Genomic DNA, 22,100 nt, shown 5'->3' on the forward strand with positions numbered 1-22,100 from the left:
GAAAAATAGTCAAAAAAAAGTAAAATTAATGCTTTCTATAATTTTGTGGAATTCTTTAATTATAACCTAAGTATGGATTTGCCCCATTTTTTAAATTCTTCTTCAGTTATGATCTCGCCTTCAATTGGTTCTTCAATATCTTCTACTTCAGAAGTATTAAAATCAATTTTATCCACTTTCCAATTATACTTTGCTTTTTGTCCTCTTTCAATTTCAAGAATCAAACCCGGAAGTCCGTTAAATCCTTTTGGACCATGTTTAACAGGGATTTTTGGTGTATACCATGCTTTAATTTTTTCATCATTCTTTTGAAAGGCCAAATAACATAAATATCCATTTACTACCTTTGTCTCTTCTGTAATAGTCCATTCTTTAGGCTCTCCTTTAATTTTTTTGGTAGAACCCATAACATCGGTTTGATTAATAGTATAATTTCTAGTCCAATCTGTATAATAAATCGACTTTCCGCCTGCCATAATCCATGTTAAATTTACACCACTAGGTGTTAATATAATTTTCCCGTTTGTATTATTCCACTCAGGAGTTTCTGTATTCTTCTCAACCATGTAAGTAGATATGCTATCATTAAATATAAGATACGCTTCAACGGGTGAAGCATTTTGAATTAAATATAAAACCTTGTTTTTCTCTTTAGTATTTAATGGATTATCATGAGGTTTTTCTATGCTATCTTTTTCTATAGTAACTATATAAGTTACTTTCCCTTTTGTTTGAGAAAACAAGGTTAAAGTTAATAGTAAACTAAAAATAAGTGTGCAAAATATTTTTTTCATTCTTAAATTTATGAAAATTATTTTATTTAATACAATTTTAAAAATACCTTTATTAGGAATCTAAATGCTTTAGTTGTTTAAGTATGCATTTTGTAACTTAGCATTTAACAAAATCCAATTTAATGAGCACATTAATTTTTTGGGCAACCATTTCGATTTTCTTTTCTTTTTTATGTTCTATTCTTGAAGCCGTTTTGTTAAGCGTTACGCCAACGTTTATAAATGTTAAAAAACAGGAAGGCAAAGAATATGCTTTAACCTTAGAAACTCTTAAAAAAGATGTAGACAAACCATTAATTGCAATTCTTACTCTTAACACTATCGCACATACTTTAGGCGCGATGATGGTAGGTATTGAAGCCGAAAGTTTACCTTATAAAATTGAACTTTGGGGTATAAATACTGTTGGGGTAGTTTCAGCAATTATGACATTTTTAATTTTAGTAGCCTCTGAAATTATACCAAAAACTATTGGTGCTACTCATTGGAAAAAGCTGGCTAATTTCACTTCAAAAGCGTTAACCGTTTTAATATTTCCATTAAAATGGTCAGGTATTTTATGGCTCCTTCAATTAACAACAAAACTTATTGGTGGCAAAGGTCATGGTAGTGTTTTAAGTCGTGAAACTTTTATGGTAATGACCGATATGGCTCATAAAGAAGGTGTTTTTCAAGAAAATGAAAGTAAAATAATAAAGAATTTATTAACCTTTAGAGAGATTTTTGCTAAAAACGTAATGACGCCACGAACCGTAATGCAAACTGAAAATCAAAATACTACTGTTGAAGATTTTTTCAATAGAAATTTAAACCTTCGTTTTTCAAGAATCCCTATTTACGAGGATAACCCAGACAACATAAAAGGACTCGTTTTAAAAGATGAGATTTTTAAAGAAATGGCACTTGATAATGGCTCCAAAAAATTATCAGAATTAAAGCGAAATATTATTATTGTTGACAGAGATTTACCTATTCCAAGTCTTTTTGAGCAACTTGTTGAAACTCGAAACCATATGGCTTTGGTTGTTGATGAATACGGCTCTGTTAGTGGTTTAGTAACTATGGAAGATGTTATTGAAACACTTTTAGGGTTGGAAATTATGGATGAAAGCGATAATGTTTCAGACCTTCAACATTTAGCTAGAAAAAGCTGGGAATCACGTGCTAAAAAACTAGGTATTTTTGAAGACAAAGCTCCTGAAAACTAATGGAAACTTGTATTATCAAATCGCCCTTGGGGTTCACTAAAATTACTGGTGATGAAGATGGCGTTGCATCGGTTACCGTTTTAAATTCTGAAGAAAAAATAACTGATGTTATTCCTGTCGAATTAGAAGACTGCATCATTCAACTTAATGAATATTTTGAAGGAAATCGCAAACAATTTGATCTTAAGCTAAATCCACAGGGAACCGATTTTCAAAAGAAAGTATGGGATGAACTCCTTAATATTCCTCATGGAAAAACAACATCCTACCTAGAACTTTCAAAACAATTGGGTGATGTAAAAGCTATTCGTGCAGTTGCTAATGCTAATGGTAAAAACCCTATTTGGATTATTGTGCCTTGCCACCGAGTTATTGGTAGCGACGGTAGTTTAACTGGTTACGCTGGTGGTTTACATAGAAAACAATGGTTATTAGAACACGAAAGCCCATATAAACAACAATCACTTTTTTAAATGTATAGAACCCTTACCAATATTGCAAAACGTTTCTTTACCAATGCTCAAGTTTATAAATATGGTTTTAATTGGTCGCCAATGTACAGGCGTTCTACAGGAAAATTAATTGAGGTTTCAGAAGATTTGTTATACGTTAAAATAAAAATTCCGTTAAGTATAAAAAACAGAAATTTTGTTGGTTCTATTTTTGGAGGTAGTTTATTTTCTGCAACCGATCCTATTTATATGATTCAGCTTATGGATATTTTAGGAGACAATTATGTGGTTTGGGATAAAGACGCTACCATAAAGTATAAACGTCCAGCAAAAGAAACAGTTTATACTGAATTTGTTTTCACCAAAGATGAAATTGAAAGTATTAAAAATGAGGTTTCTAAAAATGGTGAATTTAATTTAGTAAAAACACCTAATATTGTAAACAAAGATGGCATTGCTATAGCAGAAATTAGTAAAACTATTTATGTTGCAGATAAAGCTTTCTATAAAGAAAAACGCAAACAAAAAGAAACAAATAAATCTTCTATTTAATTACTATATTTATTTTCTACTAAACTTAACTTTATGAAATTCATAAAAAAACTCCTTAAATGGATTGTTGTTCTTTTCGGATTATTAATTATAATCCTTTATATTACAGATACAGACTACCTTATTAAAGCCGTAAGAACTATATATCTTCAAGGTTACACTACTGCTTATTTAGAAGATTACAAGAAATTTGATAATCAGCCTATTGAAAATGGAACACCTCAACCTTGGCCAAATCATAAAGATTATAACTCTGTAAAAGAGACTGAAGGCCTTAATGAAATAAATAAAGCTAATGGAACCATTGCCTATGTTATTATCAAAAACGATAGTATTTGGTTTGAAAATTACTATGATGGTTTTAATGAAAACTCTAAATCTAACTCTTTTTCAATGGCGAAAAGCTATGTCTCTGGTCTCATGGGAAAAGCTATTAAAGATGGTTATATTAAAAGCTTAGACCAACCCGTTAGTGATTTTTTACCAACATTTAGTGAAGGTTTAGCTGCTAAAATGACTGTTGGTGATTTATCAAGTATGTCCTCTGGAACAAATTGGGATGAAGCTTATTATTCTCCATTGTCAATTACTACACGAGCTTATTTTGATGATGATTTAGAAAAAGTAATGCTTGGTCTAAAAGTAGTTGATGAACCTGGAACCAAATACAAATATGCTAGTGGAGATACTCAGCTTTTAGCTATGGTTATAGAAAAAGCAACTGGTAAAAAAATGTATAACTATTTAACCGAGAGTTTTTGGAATCCATTAGGATGCGAAAACCCCACTCTTTGGCAAGTAGATAGTAAGGAACATGATTTAGTTAAAGCTTATTGCTGTATAGCTAGTAACGCAAAAGATTTTGCCCGATTCGGAAAATTATATAAAGACCATGGAAAATGGAACGGAAAACAAATTTTAGATTCTGCTTTTGTTGCAAAATCCTTAAAACCGCGCTTTCCAATAAGTCCAGAATATGGTTATGGTTGGTGGTTAAAAAAGCAAAATGATAAAGAATTTTTTATGATGCGAGGACATCTTGGACAATATGTTATTGTAGAACCTACCGATAATATTATCATCGTACGTTTGGGGCACTCTAAAGGACCAACAGATAAAATTGCAACATTCACAGACGATATCTCTGTATATATAGAAGAAGCCTATAAAATGTTAGAAAAATGATAAGCAAGCTAAATCTTGAAAATATTTTATTCCTGGATATTGAAACGGTTCCAGAAATGCAAAATTTCTCTGATTTGGATGAAACCAAACAAGCCTTATGGGAACACAAATCGCAATACCAGCGTAAAGATGATTTTACTGCAGAAGAATTTTATGATCGGGCAGGAATTTGGGCAGAATTTGGAAAAGTAGTTTGTATTTCGGTTGGTTATTTTACATTTCAAGGAGGCTTAAGAAAATTTAGAGTGACTTCCTTTTATGGTGATGAAATTAAAATTTTAAAAGACTTTAAAAATCTTCTTATTTCTCATTTTAGTCAAACAAAACATTTGCTTTGTGCTCATAATGGAAAAGAATTTGACTTTCCATACATTGCTAGACGCATGATTATAAATAATATTGAATTACCACATAAGTTAAACCTTTTTGGAAAAAAACCTTGGGAAGTTCCGCATTTAGACACCTTGGAATTATGGAAATTTGGTGATTATAAAACATACACATCATTAAAATTATTAACTAACGTTTTAGGCATTCCATCACCTAAAGATGATATAGATGGCAGCGAAGTTTATCGGGTTTTCTACAAAGAGAATGAAATTGATAGAATTGTTATCTATTGCGAAAAGGACACGATTGCGGTTGCTCAAATATTTTTAAGACTTCGTGGCGATTCCATTTTAACTGATGATGAAATTATTCATATATAAAAAAGCCCAGATAAATATATCTGGGCTTTTTCTATTAGAATATTAAATGTTTCTTTATTCTTTAATGAATCTTTTAGTCATTATTTCATCTCCATCATTAACCTCAATAATATACATGCCTAATTGTAAATTAGATATATTTATTTCTTTTTCAGTTAATTGACCTTGTTTTACTGTTTGTCCTAGTAAATTAACAATTCTATAGGCTATCAATTCTTCACCTGCTACTTGAATATTTAAAATATTTTTTGTAGGATTTGGATATAATCTAAAATCACCTTCAAAATTATCAGGTTCAACTGAAAATGATGCAAATCCTGAATTACCACTTCCTAGAGGTGATATAGAGTTTGGAGCAAATCCAGAACCAATTATACCCTTAATCGTTACTTGATCTATATAAATATAATCTGAATTATTTGAGGCATCACATTGAAATCTAAATTGAGCATTGCTTGCAAAATTATAGTTTGTAGCATCTAAAGTTACTGTAGCAGTATAGAACGTATTGTTATTAAAACTTGTTCCACTAGCATATGCAGCAACTGTTGTCCAAGTTGAACCATTGTAATAACGCAACCAGAAGTCTTCACCATTTTCCATACTATACGCATAGAAATAAAACTGAACTTCAACAGTATCATACTGTGTTAAATTAAACGATTGAGACGTCATTGCAGAAGCAGTACCAGAATTATCTCTTAACTGTATAGAATAGCTACCTTCATAAGAACGCGAACCTGAGTAACGAGCAACATCACTTCCTCCGTCAGACCAACCATCCCATCCAGATTCAAAGAAACCTTCGTGTAATACTGTTGTAGATCCAGAAGAAGCCTCGTTAACAACTATTGTTCTATTTGCAGATGCTAAATTTCCTGCTGCATCACTTACAGAATATGTTACTGTATATGTTCCTTCTGAATTTGTATTTACAGTTCCTGAAGTTACAATACTAGAAGTTAAGTTTCCATCAACATTATCTGTTGCTGTTGCTCCTAATTCTGTATAAGTATCGCCAACAGTTAAAATAATTGTTGATGCACCATTTAAAGTAATAACTGGTGGCGTTGTGTCTGGCGTTGGAGTTCCATCACCTAAATTAACTGTATAATCTTCTACTTCACCATAGTTAAACGTTTCGCAAGATGTTGGCACTCCATTATACTTCATTGAAACACGCATTCTTGTTGTACCATTAATTGCAGAAGATGACACCGTAAAAGTTCCACTTACTGGTGTTGTTGATGTAGCAGATTGAGACCAAACTTGTTCTCCAGAATCTCCAAAATCACCATCTTGATTATAATCTATCCAAACAGAATAACCTTCGTTATATACTGTGCCTGTCCATGTTGGTGTAACTGTGATAGTATAAGCATCTCCTTTTGTAAGGTCTGTGGATATACTTGTGAAGTCTGAATAAAATTGACCAGAAGAAGCATTATTTATAGTTCCTAATTGTACTCTTCCAATATATTCGTCATTAATATTTGTACTTGCTGAATCACAATATGATAAAGGAGCCGTGCCTGTAGTTGTAACGCTAATAGAACTTGATGTTCCACTTCCTCCTGTCGAACAGTTAGCTACAACAGAAACTGAATAGGTAGTTCCTGGCAATAATCCTGAAGAAGTATAAGAGGTTCCTGAAACCGTTGTAGTTGTTCCTCCTATTGTGATGTTGTATGCTACTGCTCCTGAGACAGCAGTCCAATTTGCTGTTAAACTATTATCAGAAATAGATGAAGCTGCTAAACTAGTTGGCGCATTCAATGCACAAGTTTGTACAAATTCTGATCCAATACCTACAGCATAAAATGCATTTGTTGTAGCTATAACTTCAGCACTATTTATACCATATAAATCTTCTGCAGCTTGTATCCCACTTGTTCTTGCATTTGAATATTGTGAATTTGATGATAAATACACACTTTCTAATCGGTAAGCTATAGCTGCTGCTTTATCAATTCCAATACCAACAACACTGTAAGAATCACTATTGTCATTAGTGCCATTTTTACCCACAGTTAGTATATAAAACCAATGGTTTAAAACACCACTATTATAATGTACACCTCCACTATCACCAGAACCTGTATACCAATTTGTCCCTAAATAAGTATCCGGTTGACCATGAGCTTTTGGATTTGATAATGAACGGATTGGGCCTCCAATTTCTTCACCTAAAACCCAAGTGCTTTTAGTTGGGTCTGCATAGTATTCTACAGATGCTGCCCAAATATCTGAAAACCCTTCATTCATGGCTCCAGACTGGTAAGAATAAACTAAGTTCGCCGTGTTTTCACAAACGGCATGACCTATTTCATGAGCAGCAATATCAATTGAAGTTAATGGGTCAAAACTTGTGCCATCTCCATAAGTCATTACACTCCCGTTCCAAAATGCATTATCTTGATTTGAATAGCCATATTCAACTAAATCAAAATGAACATAACTCTTAATAGCAGCTCCATTATTATCGTAGCTATTTCTATTAAAAGTTTGCATGAAATAATCATATGTTTTTTCTGCTCCCCAATGCGCATCTAAAGCTGCATTATCTTTATCTGCATTATTATGTTCAGCCGCTGTCCAGTTATTATCATTGTCAGTAAAATCTATTGCAGAATTATAATTTATTCGCATTTCCATATTATAAGTTTCAATTCCATTTCCTCTAGAACTTCCTCTTAATACATAATTTCCGCCACTTGATGTTGTTTCTATAGCTTGTGATCCACTGTAACGCGTAGCTGCAGTTCCTGTAGCAAATACATCTTCTATTGAAACTGTTTTTTTAGATGCCTTTTTTAAATTATTCCCTTCAAACTTATCTAAATGTTTAATTATAGGATTTTTGAAAACAACTTCTCCTGAGTGAGCATCTACATATATATAATCTCTGCTTATTGGTTTTGTAGCATACATATCAAATTTATATACTAATCGCGCTTTATTTTGTTGGATTATTTCACCAGGGAAAATTAAAAGCTCTCCAGATGGCTTTTTATAATTATCCATAATTTTAGCCTCTTTTGGACTTTCCCACAAATACTTTTGTGCACCAATATAATTTAAAGCTTTATTAAAGGCAGCCACATTAGACAATTTTGGAGACAAATCTAATTTCCCTGCAGAAAATAATTCCCCTGTCATTGTTTTTATTTTGCCATTCTTTGCGTGAACCGTATAAGTTGCAAATTCAACTTTAACACCTTTAATATATTGTTGATATTTTTCGTGTGTAATGCCTAGTTTATCTGTTTCAGATTGTATTTTAGTTAAATCATTATCTGATGATAATTTAAGTTGGTTTTTAATAACTTGCTTGGCATCAGATAATCTATAATTTGAAGACTCTTCAAATTTTAAATTTTTAATTTTATTAGGTTGTTGGGCAATAGCTACTATTGAAAATAGTGCAAATGCAATTAGAAAGGTAATTTTTTTGTTCATTCTAAAATGGTTAAGGTTAGTAATAAAATATTTATAGTATTTGTAAAAAATTTAATATTAAAATCATAAGTAAATATTTATATTTTGATATTTAACGAAAAGCATTTAAACAAATAGATTTTATGAAAATATTATTAATAAAGTTAATTTCAAGTATAATTTTTAGTGTTTTCGACGAAATACTGATTATTTTTAAATTTCTGTGGTTTTCCAGTAATTTATTTGAGGAATTGGACTACACTTTAAATTAGTTTAAATTTTAAATCTATTAAATTCAATATCTTTGAAACTATTACCTAAAAAATTATGTCTCATATCTTAAAAATCAAAAATTTATCTATTTCATTTGGTGAAAACGAAGTGATTCATAACATTTCTTACGAACTAAATAAAAATGAAATATTAGGTATTGTTGGTGAATCGGGTTCTGGAAAATCGGTTTCTTCATTAGCCATTTTAGGATTACTTCCAAAAAAAATATCAAGAATTACATCGGGCTCAATTAATTACAATGATGAAGATTTAACGCTATTTTCACCAAAAGCATTACAAACAGTTCGCGGTAGTAAAATAGCTATGATTTTTCAAGAACCTATGAGTTCTTTAAATCCATCAATGACATGCGGAAAACAGGTTCAAGAAATATTATTACAACATACAAACCTATCTAAAAAAGACTCAAAAAATGAAACCATTTCACTATTTGAAAAGGTAAAACTTCCTAGCCCAGAAAGAGTTTATGACGCTTATCCGCATGAAATATCGGGCGGACAAAAACAACGTGTTATGATTGCCATGGCAATAGCTTGTAAACCCGATGTGTTAATTGCAGATGAACCAACAACAGCATTAGATGTAACCGTTCAAAAAGATATTATTAAACTCTTAAAAACGCTTCAGGTTGAAACTAGAATGAGTGTTATTTTTATTACGCACGATTTATCTTTAATTTCAGAAATTGCCGATAGAGTTTTAGTCATGTACAAAGGAGATATTGTTGAGCAAGGAAAAACATCAACTATTTTCAAAACACCTCAACACATTTATACCAAAGCTCTAATAAATTCGCGTCCATCCTTAGAAACAAGATTAAAAGTATTACCAACCATTCAAGATTATTTAAATAACACAACAAATAATGATATTATAACTGGTGAAGAACGCCTAAAAAGACACTCAAAATTGTATAATAAACCAGCATTATTAGAAATAATAAATGTTGAAAAAGAATATGTTTCTAAAAGCGGATGGTTTAGTAAGCCTAAAACATTTAAAGCTGTAAATAATGTGAGTTTTAAATTATATGAAGGTGAAACTTTAGGTTTGGTAGGTGAATCTGGTTGCGGAAAAAGCACCTTAGGAAATGCTATCCTTCAATTAGATAAAGCTACTGCTGGTAAAATATTATATCAAGGTGTAGATATCACCAAGCTTCCTAATTCTGAAATAAAAAAACTCCGAAAGGATATTCAAATTATATTTCAAGACCCTTATTCCTCATTAAACCCTCGAATTCCAGTAGGTGAAGCTATTATGGAACCTATGAAAGTCCATAAGCTTTATAATTCTGATAAAGAAAGAAAAGAAAAAGTGATTGATATTTTAAATCGTGTTGGTTTATCTGAAGATTATTTTAATAGATATTCTCATGAATTTTCTGGTGGGCAAAGACAGCGCATTGGTATAGCCAGAACCATTGCTTTACAGCCAAAACTTATTGTTTGCGACGAATCGGTTTCTGCTTTAGATATTTCTGTTCAGGCACAAGTTTTAAATCTTTTAAATGAATTAAAAGAAGACTTTGGTTTTACATACATATTTATTTCGCACGATTTAGCTGTAGTAAAATATATGTCTGATCAACTACTTGTAATGAATAACGGTAAAATTGAAGAATTAGATGATGCTGATGTTATCTATAATAATCCAAAAAAAGATTACACAAAAAAATTAATTCATGCTATACCCAAAGGGTTATAGCATGAATATTTTTTTTGTTAGATAAAACAAACTTTTTAAAAATTGTAAATTCTCATTTACAGTTTCTTTGAATTTGCTTTCATCATTAGTAGGTAATTCAGGTAGATTTGTTGCAATATTCATAATTCTAAATTTTTGGTAGATTTGGGGGAAATCTATTAATCTGTTTTGGTTTCTTTGGGCTCTGCTAATATCAAATTTATTTTCAGTTAATCGGTTAAAAAACATAAAAATTCGATGAAATACATTTTTATTTAACATTTGTCAAGTTTTTATTATAGTAAACTTGATTTTTAGATAGCTATTTAATTTGAAAGTAGAATAAATATTAAATGTCCATTTCTGGAATATCCCCATTAATAGTTAAATGTCCTTCAGTCGCATTTTTAATATCTTCTACTGATACGCCTGGAGCACGTTCTAAGAGTTTAAAACCTCTATCTGTTACTTCAACTACTGCAAGATTAGTTACTATTTTCTTAACACAACCAACACCGGTAAGTGGTAATGAGCATCTTTTTAATAATTTAGATTCTCCGTGTTTATTTGTATGCATCATAGCCACAATAATATTTTCTGCACTTGCAACTAAATCCATAGCGCCTCCCATACCTTTAACCATTTTTCCAGGTATTTTCCAATTGGCTATATCTCCATTTTCAGAAACTTCCATAGCACCTAAAATGGTTAAATCTACATGCTGTCCTCTTATCATTGAAAAACTTAACGCTGAATCAAAAAAACTTGCTCCAGGTAAAGTTGTTATGGTTTGTTTACCCGCATTAATTATGTCTGCATCTTCATCTCCTTCAAAAGGAAAAGGTCCCATACCTAGAACTCCATTTTCACTTTGAAACTCTACTTCAATATCATCTCTAACATAATTAGCAACCAAAGTTGGAATACCAATACCTAGATTAACATAGTAACCATCTTGAACTTCTTTTGCAATACGTTTTGCAATACCGTTTTTATCTAGCATAATTTAACTTCTTTGTCTTACTGTACGTTGCTCAATTCGTTTTTCATATCGTTCACCCTGAAAAATACGTTGTACAAAAATTCCGGGAATATGAATTTTATTGGGATCCAAAATACCAAGAGGTACTAATTCTTCAACCTCAGCAACTGTTATTTTTGCTGCACCACACATATTAGGATTGAAATTTCTAGCTGTTCCTTTAAAAATTAAATTTCCAGCAGCATCTCCTTTCCATGCTTTTACAAAAGCAAAATCGGCTTTAAAAGCATGTTCTAAAACATACATTTTTCCATCAAACTCACGTGTTTCTTTACCTTCTGCAACTTCAGTTCCATAACCTGCAGGTGTATAAATAGCTGGAAAACCTGCTTGAGCTGCTCTACAACGTTCGGCTAATGTACCTTGAGGAATAAGTTCCACATCTAACTCACCAGAAAGCATTTGGCGTTCAAACTCATCATTTTCGCCCACATAAGACGAGATCATTTTTTTTATTTGTTTATGTTGAAGTAGTAAGCCTAAACCAAAATCATCAACGCCAGCGTTATTTGAAATACACGTTAGTCCATTAACACCAAGCTTTACCAATTCAGCAATAGCATTTTCAGGAATACCACTAAGTCCAAAACCACCAAGCATAAAGGTCATATTACTAGTAACCCCTTTTAAGGCATCTTGAACATTAGATACTTTTTTATTAATCATTATTAATCAGTTTTTGCTTTATAAAATTACGAATAATTGAATGATTTGATGAAAATAATCACAAATAAAAAATAGTGAGAAATGAAGTGATCAAAGTTTGTAAATTAATTTAAACATGATGAATCTTGGTAGAATAAATGTTTTGTTATCACTTATTAAAAAACTATTGAAAGAGTTTTGCTGTTTGAATTTTACATTAAGAAGATTGGTAGCATTTACTTCAAAACCCCAAGGACTGTCTTCTTTTTGGTAAAATAAAGAAGCGTTCGCCGTATCAAAGGTATTTGTTATGCCATTGTTTTTATTTTTATAAGCATCAAAACTATAATCAGCTTTAAAAATAAAATCTTTTAAAAAATCGTATTCTAGGTTTATAAAGTATTTATCGTTTTCGAAATTATTGATATTGCTTAATGAACGATAATTACTAAAATCCTTGACATAACCCAGCTCAATATTAGGATGATTTTTAAAAAAGGTTTCGACACTAAATGTAGAAGAGACAGATTTTGAAATATTTAAATGGGTTTCATCGTTTAAAATTTGGTAAAAATCACTGTAGTTGAAACTGCTTCGCAAATTATATCTTATTTTATTTATTTTCTTAGAAATCCCTCCTCTAACAGACCAATTGTATTCTGGGTTATCAAATAAAATTTGAGTAGTAAACTGATTAATTCCATCTAACTGAGTCACATTTTTAAAATGCTTCACTTTTTTATTAAAACTCATGTTTAGATTAATGTTTAAGTTTTTAAACAGGCTGAACTTATAGTAGTTTAAACTAACGGAATGATACAATTGATTTTCTAAAGTGGTATCACCTTTAAATACACTATTAAAACTAGACAATATAAAATTATTTGCTAAACGCTCGATACTAGGGAAACGGGCATTTAAAGCATATTTGAAATTTATTTTTTCGCTATTGTTGAACTCAATTTTAGTAGTAAATTGCGGTAGAAGTAACGCTTTATTATTTGAATATTTATCATCAAATTGCTTTGTATTCCAGTTGTAAAAATGATAATAAAGCATGGGTTTAAAGGCTGCAATACCTATTTGAAACTTATATTCTAAACCCACAAACGTATCTATGAAATTATAACCAAAGTCATTGCCAAAATCATTACTGTTAAAATTATTAATACTGCCATTGGTTAGTTGTTGGACATCTTGGTTATAAAAAGTACTAAAAACACTACTAAACCCAACGCTTGTATATATATGGTTAAAATTGTTTAGCACCCAATAATCTTTTATAATGGTATTAAAACTATGTGAATTCGATTTTTTGGTTTGATTGATATTGTAAAAAGTATCATCAACCAAAGGAATAAAGCCTTGCAAAATTTGTCTATTGGTTAGCCATTCTGTAATGGGTTTGTCGTTTTGGTAACTGTAAGTAGCCTCTAAAGTGGTGGTATGGTCTTTTGATAATTTTCGGCTATAACTTACATTTTGTTTTAAGTTTATTCCTGTAACATCCGTAAATGTAGTAATGCTATTATCTTGAGTTGGGTTTAAAGTGGTGATTAAACCATTACTATCATTGTTGGTAAGCTTTACAAAAATATCATAAGTTAAGTCTTCTTCAAAACTTGGATTATATTCTAAAGTAATTTTACCAATGGTGAAAAAATTATTCAAACTGTTGGTAACGGTTCTATCTTCTTTAAACGGCGTATCAAAATTTAAGTAGTCGTTTAGGGTATTGCTTTCCGTTTCGGTTTTGCTTTTGGAAGCAATAACGTAACCACTAATATCAGTTGCAGTATTAACAGATTGCCTAATGTTTAACGCCCCAAATTGGTTGGTATTGGCCGTATAATCTTTATTGTTTAAATATTGAGCAAAATCGCTGTTAAATAAGCTAAAATAACTGCCGGCATCATTCATTAGTTTACCAAAACCACCTTCAAACTCTAAATAATCCCGAAAGCTAAAACTTTTAATACCTTGGTTGTTTAGGTCGCCAATAAAATTCACATTGGTTTTTGGGCTGTAATAAAATAGGTTGGGATGAAATAAATAACGGTCTTTAATGCCTGCACCCACCTCAACATCGCCAAAGGCAAATTTCTTTTTGTCTTCTTTTAGCTTAATGTTCATGGCCATGTCCTCACTATCTTGGAGGCCTTTTAACATAGCCACATCATTATAATTATCAAGAATTTCAACCTTATCAACCGCATCGGCAGGTATGTTATTTACAGCTAGTTTACTGTTACCCGTAAAAAAAGTTTTGTCTTCAACCAGTACTTTGGTTACTTTTTTACCCTGTACTGTTACATTACCCAATTTATCAACTTCTACACCAGGAAGTTTTTTAAGTACCTCTCGCAGTTTACGTTCTTCGCCTGTTGCAAAAGCATCCACTTTATAAGTAATGGTGTCTTTTTTAACGGTTATGGGTGGTGTATAGTTTAGGGTAACCTCATCTAACTGGTCTGGGTTTTCCAGTAATATAAAATCTTTAATGAGGTCTTGATTGGATGTGGTTATGCTAACAACTTGCTGTTTAAAACCTAAATAGCTTACCGTTACTTTATAGCTTTGGTTTTTACTCAAGCCTAATTTGTAAGTGCCGTTTTCTTGGGTTATAGCAAAGGTAATAACTTCATTATCGCTTTCTGGAATTGCGAAGATGTTCGCATAACTTAATGGGGTTTGTAAAGAATCTGTTATTTTGCCAAAAACTTTGATTTGTTGGGAGTAAGCTTTGTGAAAACCCCAAATTAAAGCTATAAAAAATAAAATAGTTTTTAAAACAAAATGAATCTTATTACCCTTTTCTGTTTTCAAATTTTTCTGAGACTATTTCATTATACTCATCTTCTGTAACTTCCTTCCCCTTTGAAGGGTAACTAATTTTTATGATTTTATCATTAAAAAAATTTATTTTACTAACAGTGGTTAAAATACCATTATTTTCTAATTGAAGTATTAATCCAGGTAATCCACAATACCCATCTGGTCCATATAACAATGGTATATTTGGAGTATACCATGCAGTGACTAGTAACTTGTGTATGCCCTCTGAGTTTTTTATTGTTCGTAAAGTTGTCGCTTTATAACATAAATAATTGTCAATTCTTAAAGTATCACTAGTTAGTGTCCATTTTATGGTTTTCTTATGAATTAAAAAAGAACTTCCTGAAAATTCTTTTTTATGAATAGTAGTTTTTTTTATTGGGTTATGGTAAACTTCACCTGAAAATTCTGAGATTGATTGAGCAAATGATTCAACTATTAGATTGTTCTCTATACTTAATTTCTCAACTTTCTTATATAGTGAACCATCTTTATTATATGATAATTCATATTCTTGAATTTTTAAAAGTATTGATGCTTGTTTAAAGTAACCTTCAGAGCTTTCTTCATTTGCAGATATCAATTGCTTTTTGTAATAAATACAACCACTTTGCGCAAAAACATTAACTGAAATTGTAAGCACAAAAAACATAATCACTTTTTTTAATTTCATAATTTAAATTTAAACTAAATCATAACAGTCAAAACACTATAAAATTTCAACTGTTATAATAAAGAAAGTTAACTAAACTTATAGTATTTATGTATACTATAATAGTAAGTTAGATTAATTTCCCATGCAACCGTCGTATGCTGCTTCCCAAACATTATATTCATTTTCATGAGTAGCAATTCTACGTAATTTAAGCATATGACCTCTAAAATCCTGAACGGTATCATCTGCAACATCCCAACATGTATAAGGGTCTGTTTCTGATTTAGCATTCGAATTAATACTACTCATAAAAAGAGCTACAAAAAAGATACCAAATTTTATTCTCATAATTTCTAAAATTTTAAACCAGTTTAGTTAATAATTGGTTGGTTAAACTAAATGTGTGTTCAGTCTATTCAGTCTATATTTATTTGATTTTTTTTAGTATAGTATTCCATTCTATTTGAATTTACTTTCTTAAGAAATTCAATGTATTCATTTTTTGTTATTAATTCACCTTCTGACGGCATATTGATAACTAATTCTTTTTTTGAAAAATTTAATTCATCTATATACGTCAATACTTTATTTTTTTCCAGTTGAAATATTAAACCTGGTAGACCACAGTAACCTTCAGGTCCGTAGCTGAAATTTATATCCGGACAATACCAAGCAACTATTGTATTGACTACTTTACCTTTTCTTGTTTCAACTGTATCCTTAGTAATTGCTTTGTAACATAAATAGTTTTCTATTAACTTAGTACTATTTTCAAGAACCCACTTTTTTGAATCAATTCTACTTGTTATCAGAAACTGTTTGCCTGCTGAGTTTTTTTTGTGGATTGTCTGTTCATCTAAAGAATTGTAGTACATTTTACCAATAAACCCAGCGAAAACTTTCGCTACATCATATTTTAAATCTTTATCAATATTGAGTTTTTTTTCCTCTTCATAAACTGCATGAGTCTTATTAAATATTAGCGAATAAGTAAATTCTTTGATGTAATTGTCAACATTTTTTGTTAATTCATTAATTTCAGAATCAATATTCTTATTTTGAATTTTATATTCAGATGTTTTCTTATAAATAACTTTTCCAGATTTAATCTGAGAATTACCAGTATTCAAAAAAAAATGAATAATCAATAAAAGAATAAATTTTCTTGTCATAACCTTAAAAGATGAATTTAACTTACTTAGAATATAAAAATTATATTCTAAGTAAGTTAATATTAATTTTGTTCCATACAAACATCAAAGAAGTATTGAAATAGGGCGTCTTCTCCTTCTACCCTAAACCACCAAGCGTAGCTAGTGTTACAGCCATGTAATCTGCTGCGCGAACACAACCTATAACATCTGTAGATTCTTCATATGATTCTTTAATTTGTAAACCATTTGTGCTAATACTCATAAACATAATACTTATGGTAAGTATACTTAATAATTTTCGCATAATCTTAAAATTTTAAACCAGTTAAGCTTATATAATAACTGGTAGGTTAAACTAAATACGTGTTCAGTCTATTCAGTCTAAAATTTTTAGTCTATGAATTCAGTCTATCTTTTTAGTTTAAGCAGTCTAAAACCTAAACCTGTAAGCCGTTATTTAATTTTAAGGGAGAATAAAAATAATCAGCGCTGATTTGTTGCAACTTTTTGCCCAAAAACATCATTTTGTATAGACTGAAACAAAACTTTGCTTCTAAGCCTTACAAATATGAAAAAAAAACATAATATGCAATTTTTTCGTACAAAATTTATAAGAATTTTCATTTTTACGGGATTCCCGCAGTTTTTCGAAAAAAAATATTACTTTTTCGATTAAACTTAATTTATAAACGCCTCTATATTAGTCTATAGCAAAGGCAACTTCTTCATTATCATTTTCTGGAATGTCTAAAATATTAGCATAACCTAATGGGGTTTGTAAAGTATCTGTAACTTTACCTGAAATAACTACTTGCTGAGCAAAAGAAGAAAATCCTGCTAAATATAGCAGGATTAAAAGTTTAAAATATTTTTTATTTAATTGATCTGATTTACCTGTCGTTGAAAATTCCTTTAAAACGCTTCTTATAATCTTCATAAGTAATTTTAATTCCTTCACTAGGTTTTTCAATATTTTTTTGTTTTTCTGAAAGCTTAATTTTTGTGGCTTTGAAAGAAACCTGCTTTGTATTTAATTCTAAAATTAAACCAGGCAATCCATTATAGTACTTCGGTCCAAAGCCTAGAGGAATATCTATAGTATACCAAGCAATAACATCACTTATTTTTCCATCATTTAAAGCAATGGCCTTGTAACAATTGTATTTACCTATTTTTCTATTTTCTTTAGTTAATTTCCAATTATACTTTTTTTGACTTATGAGGAATAATTCATCGTGCCCTTTATTATTATAAAGATTTTCGTTTGTTGTTAAGTTAAAATAAAATACATTATCAGCTCCTGCAGCAATTTTGGTTAGATTTATTGACGGATTCACATCATTGTCCATAACTTTTATTTTTTGATATATAGATTCATTATTATTGAATACTAAACTATAATCCACATCAACAGAATTCTTAATTAACTCTTTGGTTTTTGAACCATAAACTCTTGATTTAAGTTTATTAAAACTTATTGTATATGTAACTTCTCCTGATTTAAATTGAGAATCTTTTACATTAAAAAAAATACTGAAAAGAATAAACAAAAAATTTAAACAAGTTTTCAAATAAATTGAGTTATTTTTTTGATATTTGCTCAATAAAATCTTTTAAATAGGTACTGTAGGCTTCTTGGGTTATAACCTTTTCTTCTTCTGTTAATGGTTGTATTATATTGTTACTATTGAATTTAATTGATGTAACATAATACACGTTTCTACCAAGTTCTAACTCTAGTATTAAACCAGGGAGACCTTCAAAATGTATTGGCCCAAAAGGGATAGATATTTCAGGTGTATACCAAGCTTCAATAACCATATTTTTATTATAACCTAATAACTCATTACTATATATTAATTGTGCTTTAAAGCAATTGTACCTATCAATTTGTTTGGTTTCGTTTAGTAATTTCCATTTGATTTGATTTAATTCACGTTTTATTAGTGATTTTTCACCACCAGATATAGTTTGGTATAATATTTTTTTTTCGTTAATATTTTTGTAATATTTTTTTTCACCCTCATTTAGAATTATTTTTTTTAAGGAATTATCTTCAATATCATGAAATAATCCTGAAATAGAATCACTTAAAAAAAATAACGATTCATTTTTATTAAAAAGCAATGTATAACTTAGTAAGTCATAATTCTTATACCTATTGTTAATAAATTGCTTTTGCTTAGCAGTATATTGTTCTGGCAGGTTGTTTAAATTTATAATTCTTTGATAGGTAACTTCTGTTACTTTATTTTGAGAATGACTAAAATTAAGACTAGAAATAAGAAGGTATAATGCTAAAAAAAATTTATGCATATCATTGTAAAATCATTAAAATATAACCTCACAATATAACTTATGAGGTTAATTTATTGTTAATCAATATAATAATACAGATTAAGGTATACTAGACATATCCCTTTCGAGTTCATTAATCGCATCATCCATACAATCATAAAAAGCTTGCTCAGCACTTTCTGAATCACCTGTTATTTCATAATCCATTGCCGCATAATCGTCACAATCTTCTACAGGGCCTTCATCGCAATATTCTGTTATAAAATTATTAGCTTACAAATGGGAATAATTGAATATAATCATCCCTAGCACTAATAAAAGACTAAAAACCTTTTTCATAATTTCTAAATTTTTAAACCAGTTATTTACTAAATGGTTGGTTAATAAATATATTATTAAGCCGAATTTTAAAGCCGAAAAAACAGTTAAGTCGATTGCATTAAAATAACAAAAAGCCATTGCTATTTTAAGTACGCCATTTTTAGTTTAAGTGAGAAAAAACTAGCGCTAGTAAAGATTAATCTTGTTGCCCTCAACTTTTTTCTATCGGCTTAATGTTAGAAATTGGTATCAGACATTTCAAACATAAAAAAAAAAAAAATGATAATATACAAGCTTTTCTTACAATTTTTAATAAAAGTATGATTTTACGGATTTTCCATAGCAAAATTGAAGATAAGTATTACTTTTTAAAATTATTGTTCATTATCAATCGAAATATTTTCAAATATGTCAATTCGATTTATTTATAAAAAATTGTATCGAGACTATTTTAGTTTCAAAAATCTAAATCATCTGGAGTATCTTTTTCAGAATCATTATCAGTGGCTGTATTTGCTTCTTCAGAACAATCTATATTAATGGAAAGATTTCCTGGTGCTACAAAGTCTTCTTTTGAGATATTTAATTCTTCATCAGCATAACAGCTTTTCATGTATAAACCCCAAATAGGTAATGCCATAGCTGCTCCTTGCCCATAAGTAATACTTGCAAAATGTGTTGCTCTTTCTTCTCCACCAACCCAAACTCCTGTAACTAAATTGGGCACCATACCCATAAACCATCCATCACTTTGGTTTTGTGTGGTACCTGTTTTACCTGCTATTGGATTTGTAAACTCATAAGGGTAGCCTGTTACAATTTCTCTGTAATCTGCTCTATAAGAATCTGCACCTTTACCTCTTAACCTAACTCCAGAACCTGTTTGCGTAACACCTTCCATAAGTTTAACAGTTACATATGCTGTTTCCTCACTTATTACATCACGTGTTTCTGGTTTAAATTGATAAAGAATGGTACCATTTTTATCTTCAATATTTGTAACCATAACAGGCTTTGTGTAAACACCTTGGTTAGCAAATGATGAATAGGCTCCAACCATTTCGTAAACACTAATATCTGGTGTTCCTAATGCTATTGAAGGCACCGGAAGCATTTCAGATTCAATTCCTAATTTTGTTGCTAAATCAACTACTGTTTGCGGCCCAACTTTATCAATTAGTCTAGCAGTAATTGTGTTAACCGAGTTTGCTAAAGCATTCTTTAACGTTCTTTGTCCACCATAACTTCCTCCTGCGTTTTTAGGACACCATTCTTCTGGGTTACCAAACTTACCGGCTTCAATACAAAAAGGTGTGTCTGGGAATTTATCACAAGGTGATAAGTGTAATTGATCTATTGCTGCGGTATAAACAAAAGGTTTAAATGTAGAGCCTATTTGGCGCTTCCCTTGTTTTACCATATCATATTGAAAATGTCTATAGTTTATACCTCCAACCCATGCTTTTACATGTCCTGTTTGTGGATCCATAGACATCATTCCTGTTCTTAGGAATGATTTATAATATCTCATAGAATCTATGGGCTTCATAATAGTATCAATCTCTGATGCTTTTCCATCTTTCCATGCAAAAACAGACATTTGAGATGGTTTATTAAATGAGTCTTTAATTTCTTTATCAGACTTTTTTAAATCATACTTCATGTGCCTCCATCGCTCAGATTGTTTCATGGAGCGGTTTAGCAAATCATTTATTTCACTTTGCTCTAAATCTAAAAAAGGTGCTGTTGGATTTCTTTTAGGTGTATTCTGAACAAAAAATTCCGCTTGCAACCTTGGCATATGTTGTTGCACAGCATCTTCAGCGTATTTTTGCATGCGTGAATCTATGGTCGTGTAAATTTTCAAACCATCATTATATAGATTCCATTTTGTGCCATCTAGTTTTGGATTATCTTTAATCCATTTTTTCATAAAACCATCCAAATAACCTCTAAAATAAGTAGCAATACCATCACGATGAGATTGTGGTGTATAATTTAAATCGAGGTCTGTTTTTTGAAGCGAATCTTTAATAGTTTCATTTATAAAATCATATTTTTCCATTTGATACAACACCACATCACGTCTGTTTTTTACTCCTTCTGGGTTTCTTCTTGGATTATATAATGATGAATTTTTAAACATACCAACCAACATAGCAGCTTCTTTTATGTCTAAATCAATAGGTTCTTTATCAAAATAAATACTTGATGCACTTCGAATACCATCACCATTATTACCAAAATCATAAATATTAAAATACTGTGCTATAATTTCTTCTTTGGTATATTGACGTTCTAAACGTATGGCAATAATCCATTCTTTTGCCTTTTGCAAAATACGCTCTATGATGTTTTCTGAACCTTCACCATGAAATAATTGTTTTGCAAGCTGTTGAGAAATAGTACTTGCACCGCCTCCACTACCTAGTTTAAATACGGCTCTTAAAGTTCCTCTAGCATCAATTCCAGAATGTTTTTTAAAACGCGCGTCTTCTGTAGCAATTAAAGCATCAACTAAAAAGGGTGACAAATCATCATAACCAACAGGTGTTCTATTATCATTAAAATAAAATTTACCTAAAGTTTTTCCGTCGGAAGAAATAATTTCAGTTGCTAAATTAGTTTTAGGATTTTCTAAAACAGTATGATCGGGCATTTCCCCAAATGCTCCCCAAGATGCAAGCATAAATAATAATAATAAGGCTAATATACCTCCTAAAAACACCATCCAAAACCAACGGATGTATTTTGAAAAATCTTGGACTGTTGTTGTTTGCTTTTTTGTTGCCATCTGCTATGTATAAAACACTTAAAAAGTGTTTAGTTTG

Annotated in this window: 19 protein-coding genes; 6 read left to right on the forward strand and 13 right to left on the reverse strand. The window is 30.4% G+C overall.

Features of this window, described 5'->3' with window-relative positions; genetic code table 11:
* Window positions 1-59: 59 nt before the first annotated feature.
* Window positions 60-794 carry a GLPGLI family protein gene (locus tag BT151_RS03305; RefSeq protein WP_072400327.1) on the reverse strand — a complete coding sequence of 245 codons (735 nt, stop codon included), beginning with the start codon at window positions 792-794 and terminating at the stop codon, window positions 60-62.
* Between the two features lie 122 nt (window positions 795-916).
* Between BT151_RS03305 and BT151_RS03310 the strand changes: the two genes are divergently transcribed.
* From BT151_RS03310 to BT151_RS03330, 5 genes are read left to right on the forward strand one after another with little or no spacing between them, the layout of a single operon-like run.
* Window positions 917-2,002, forward strand: a complete 1,086-nt coding sequence (locus tag BT151_RS03310) for a CNNM domain-containing protein (protein WP_072400328.1) — start codon at window positions 917-919, stop codon at window positions 2,000-2,002.
* The gene (locus BT151_RS03315) at window positions 2,002-2,475 is read left to right on the forward strand and encodes a methylated-DNA--[protein]-cysteine S-methyltransferase (protein ID WP_072400329.1); all 474 of its coding nucleotides are present in this window, start codon (window positions 2,002-2,004) and stop codon (window positions 2,473-2,475) included. Before BT151_RS03310 ends, BT151_RS03315 begins: the two co-directional genes overlap by 1 nt.
* Entirely contained in the window at window positions 2,476-3,006 is a 531-nt protein-coding gene (locus tag BT151_RS03320; protein WP_072400330.1) for a DUF4442 domain-containing protein, read from the forward strand.
* Between the two features lie 33 nt (window positions 3,007-3,039).
* Window positions 3,040-4,191 (forward strand): serine hydrolase domain-containing protein, encoded by a 1,152-nt coding sequence (locus BT151_RS03325; protein ID WP_171946603.1) that lies wholly within the window; start codon window positions 3,040-3,042, stop codon window positions 4,189-4,191.
* Window positions 4,188-4,901 carry a 3'-5' exonuclease gene (locus tag BT151_RS03330; RefSeq protein WP_072400331.1) on the forward strand — a complete coding sequence of 238 codons (714 nt, stop codon included), beginning with the start codon at window positions 4,188-4,190 and terminating at the stop codon, window positions 4,899-4,901. The genes BT151_RS03325 and BT151_RS03330 overlap by 4 nt, the downstream gene beginning before the upstream one ends.
* 54 nt (window positions 4,902-4,955) lie before the next feature.
* On the opposite strand, the gene BT151_RS03335 is transcribed toward BT151_RS03330, so the two are convergent.
* Window positions 4,956-8,360, reverse strand: coding sequence for a M4 family metallopeptidase (locus BT151_RS03335; RefSeq protein ID WP_072400332.1), 3,405 nt, complete (start codon window positions 8,358-8,360; stop codon window positions 4,956-4,958).
* 306 nt (window positions 8,361-8,666) lie between these two features.
* On the opposite strand from BT151_RS03335, the gene BT151_RS03340 reads away from it, so the two are divergent.
* Window positions 8,667-10,340: an ABC transporter ATP-binding protein gene (locus BT151_RS03340; protein ID WP_072400333.1), complete on the forward strand. Its 1,674-nt coding sequence runs from the start codon at window positions 8,667-8,669 to the stop codon at window positions 10,338-10,340.
* Window positions 10,341-10,668: 328 nt separating this feature from the next.
* Here the strand turns inward: BT151_RS03340 and BT151_RS03350 are convergent, their stop codons facing one another.
* From BT151_RS03350 to BT151_RS03390, 11 genes are all read right to left on the reverse strand, one after another.
* Window positions 10,669-11,322 (reverse strand): CoA transferase subunit B, encoded by a 654-nt coding sequence (locus BT151_RS03350; RefSeq protein ID WP_072400335.1) that lies wholly within the window; start codon window positions 11,320-11,322, stop codon window positions 10,669-10,671.
* A 3-nt stretch (window positions 11,323-11,325) separates the two neighbouring features.
* Window positions 11,326-12,027: a CoA transferase subunit A gene (locus tag BT151_RS03355; RefSeq protein WP_072400336.1), complete on the reverse strand. Its 702-nt coding sequence runs from the start codon at window positions 12,025-12,027 to the stop codon at window positions 11,326-11,328.
* A gap of 90 nt (window positions 12,028-12,117) precedes the next feature.
* Window positions 12,118-14,832 (reverse strand): carboxypeptidase-like regulatory domain-containing protein, encoded by a 2,715-nt coding sequence (locus tag BT151_RS03360; protein ID WP_245794709.1) that lies wholly within the window; start codon window positions 14,830-14,832, stop codon window positions 12,118-12,120.
* Entirely contained in the window at window positions 14,813-15,514 is a 702-nt protein-coding gene (locus BT151_RS03365; RefSeq protein ID WP_072400337.1) for a GLPGLI family protein, read from the reverse strand. Before BT151_RS03365 ends, BT151_RS03360 begins: the two co-directional genes overlap by 20 nt.
* Before the next feature lie 114 nt (window positions 15,515-15,628).
* The gene (locus tag BT151_RS18460; protein WP_143144245.1) at window positions 15,629-15,844 is read right to left on the reverse strand and encodes a hypothetical protein; all 216 of its coding nucleotides are present in this window, start codon (window positions 15,842-15,844) and stop codon (window positions 15,629-15,631) included.
* 68 nt (window positions 15,845-15,912) lie between these two features.
* Complete coding sequence (locus tag BT151_RS03370; protein ID WP_072400338.1) at window positions 15,913-16,668, reverse strand: GLPGLI family protein; 756 nt, start codon at window positions 16,666-16,668, stop codon at window positions 15,913-15,915.
* 118 nt (window positions 16,669-16,786) lie between these two features.
* Window positions 16,787-16,954: a hypothetical protein gene (locus tag BT151_RS18565; RefSeq protein WP_171946604.1), complete on the reverse strand. Its 168-nt coding sequence runs from the start codon at window positions 16,952-16,954 to the stop codon at window positions 16,787-16,789.
* Between the two features lie 396 nt (window positions 16,955-17,350).
* Window positions 17,351-17,587, reverse strand: coding sequence for a hypothetical protein (locus tag BT151_RS03375; RefSeq protein ID WP_072400339.1), 237 nt, complete (start codon window positions 17,585-17,587; stop codon window positions 17,351-17,353).
* Complete coding sequence (locus tag BT151_RS03380; protein WP_171946605.1) at window positions 17,541-18,200, reverse strand: GLPGLI family protein; 660 nt, start codon at window positions 18,198-18,200, stop codon at window positions 17,541-17,543. The genes BT151_RS03375 and BT151_RS03380 overlap by 47 nt, the downstream gene beginning before the upstream one ends.
* Window positions 18,201-18,231: 31 nt before the next feature.
* Window positions 18,232-18,966: a GLPGLI family protein gene (locus BT151_RS03385; RefSeq protein WP_072400341.1), complete on the reverse strand. Its 735-nt coding sequence runs from the start codon at window positions 18,964-18,966 to the stop codon at window positions 18,232-18,234.
* Between the two features lie 760 nt (window positions 18,967-19,726).
* The gene (locus tag BT151_RS03390) at window positions 19,727-22,063 is read right to left on the reverse strand and encodes a transglycosylase domain-containing protein (RefSeq protein WP_072400342.1); all 2,337 of its coding nucleotides are present in this window, start codon (window positions 22,061-22,063) and stop codon (window positions 19,727-19,729) included.
* Window positions 22,064-22,100 lie beyond the last annotated feature (37 nt).

Source organism: Flaviramulus basaltis, assembly GCF_900114265.1.
GTDB classification, from domain to species: domain Bacteria; phylum Bacteroidota; class Bacteroidia; order Flavobacteriales; family Flavobacteriaceae; genus Flaviramulus; species Flaviramulus basaltis.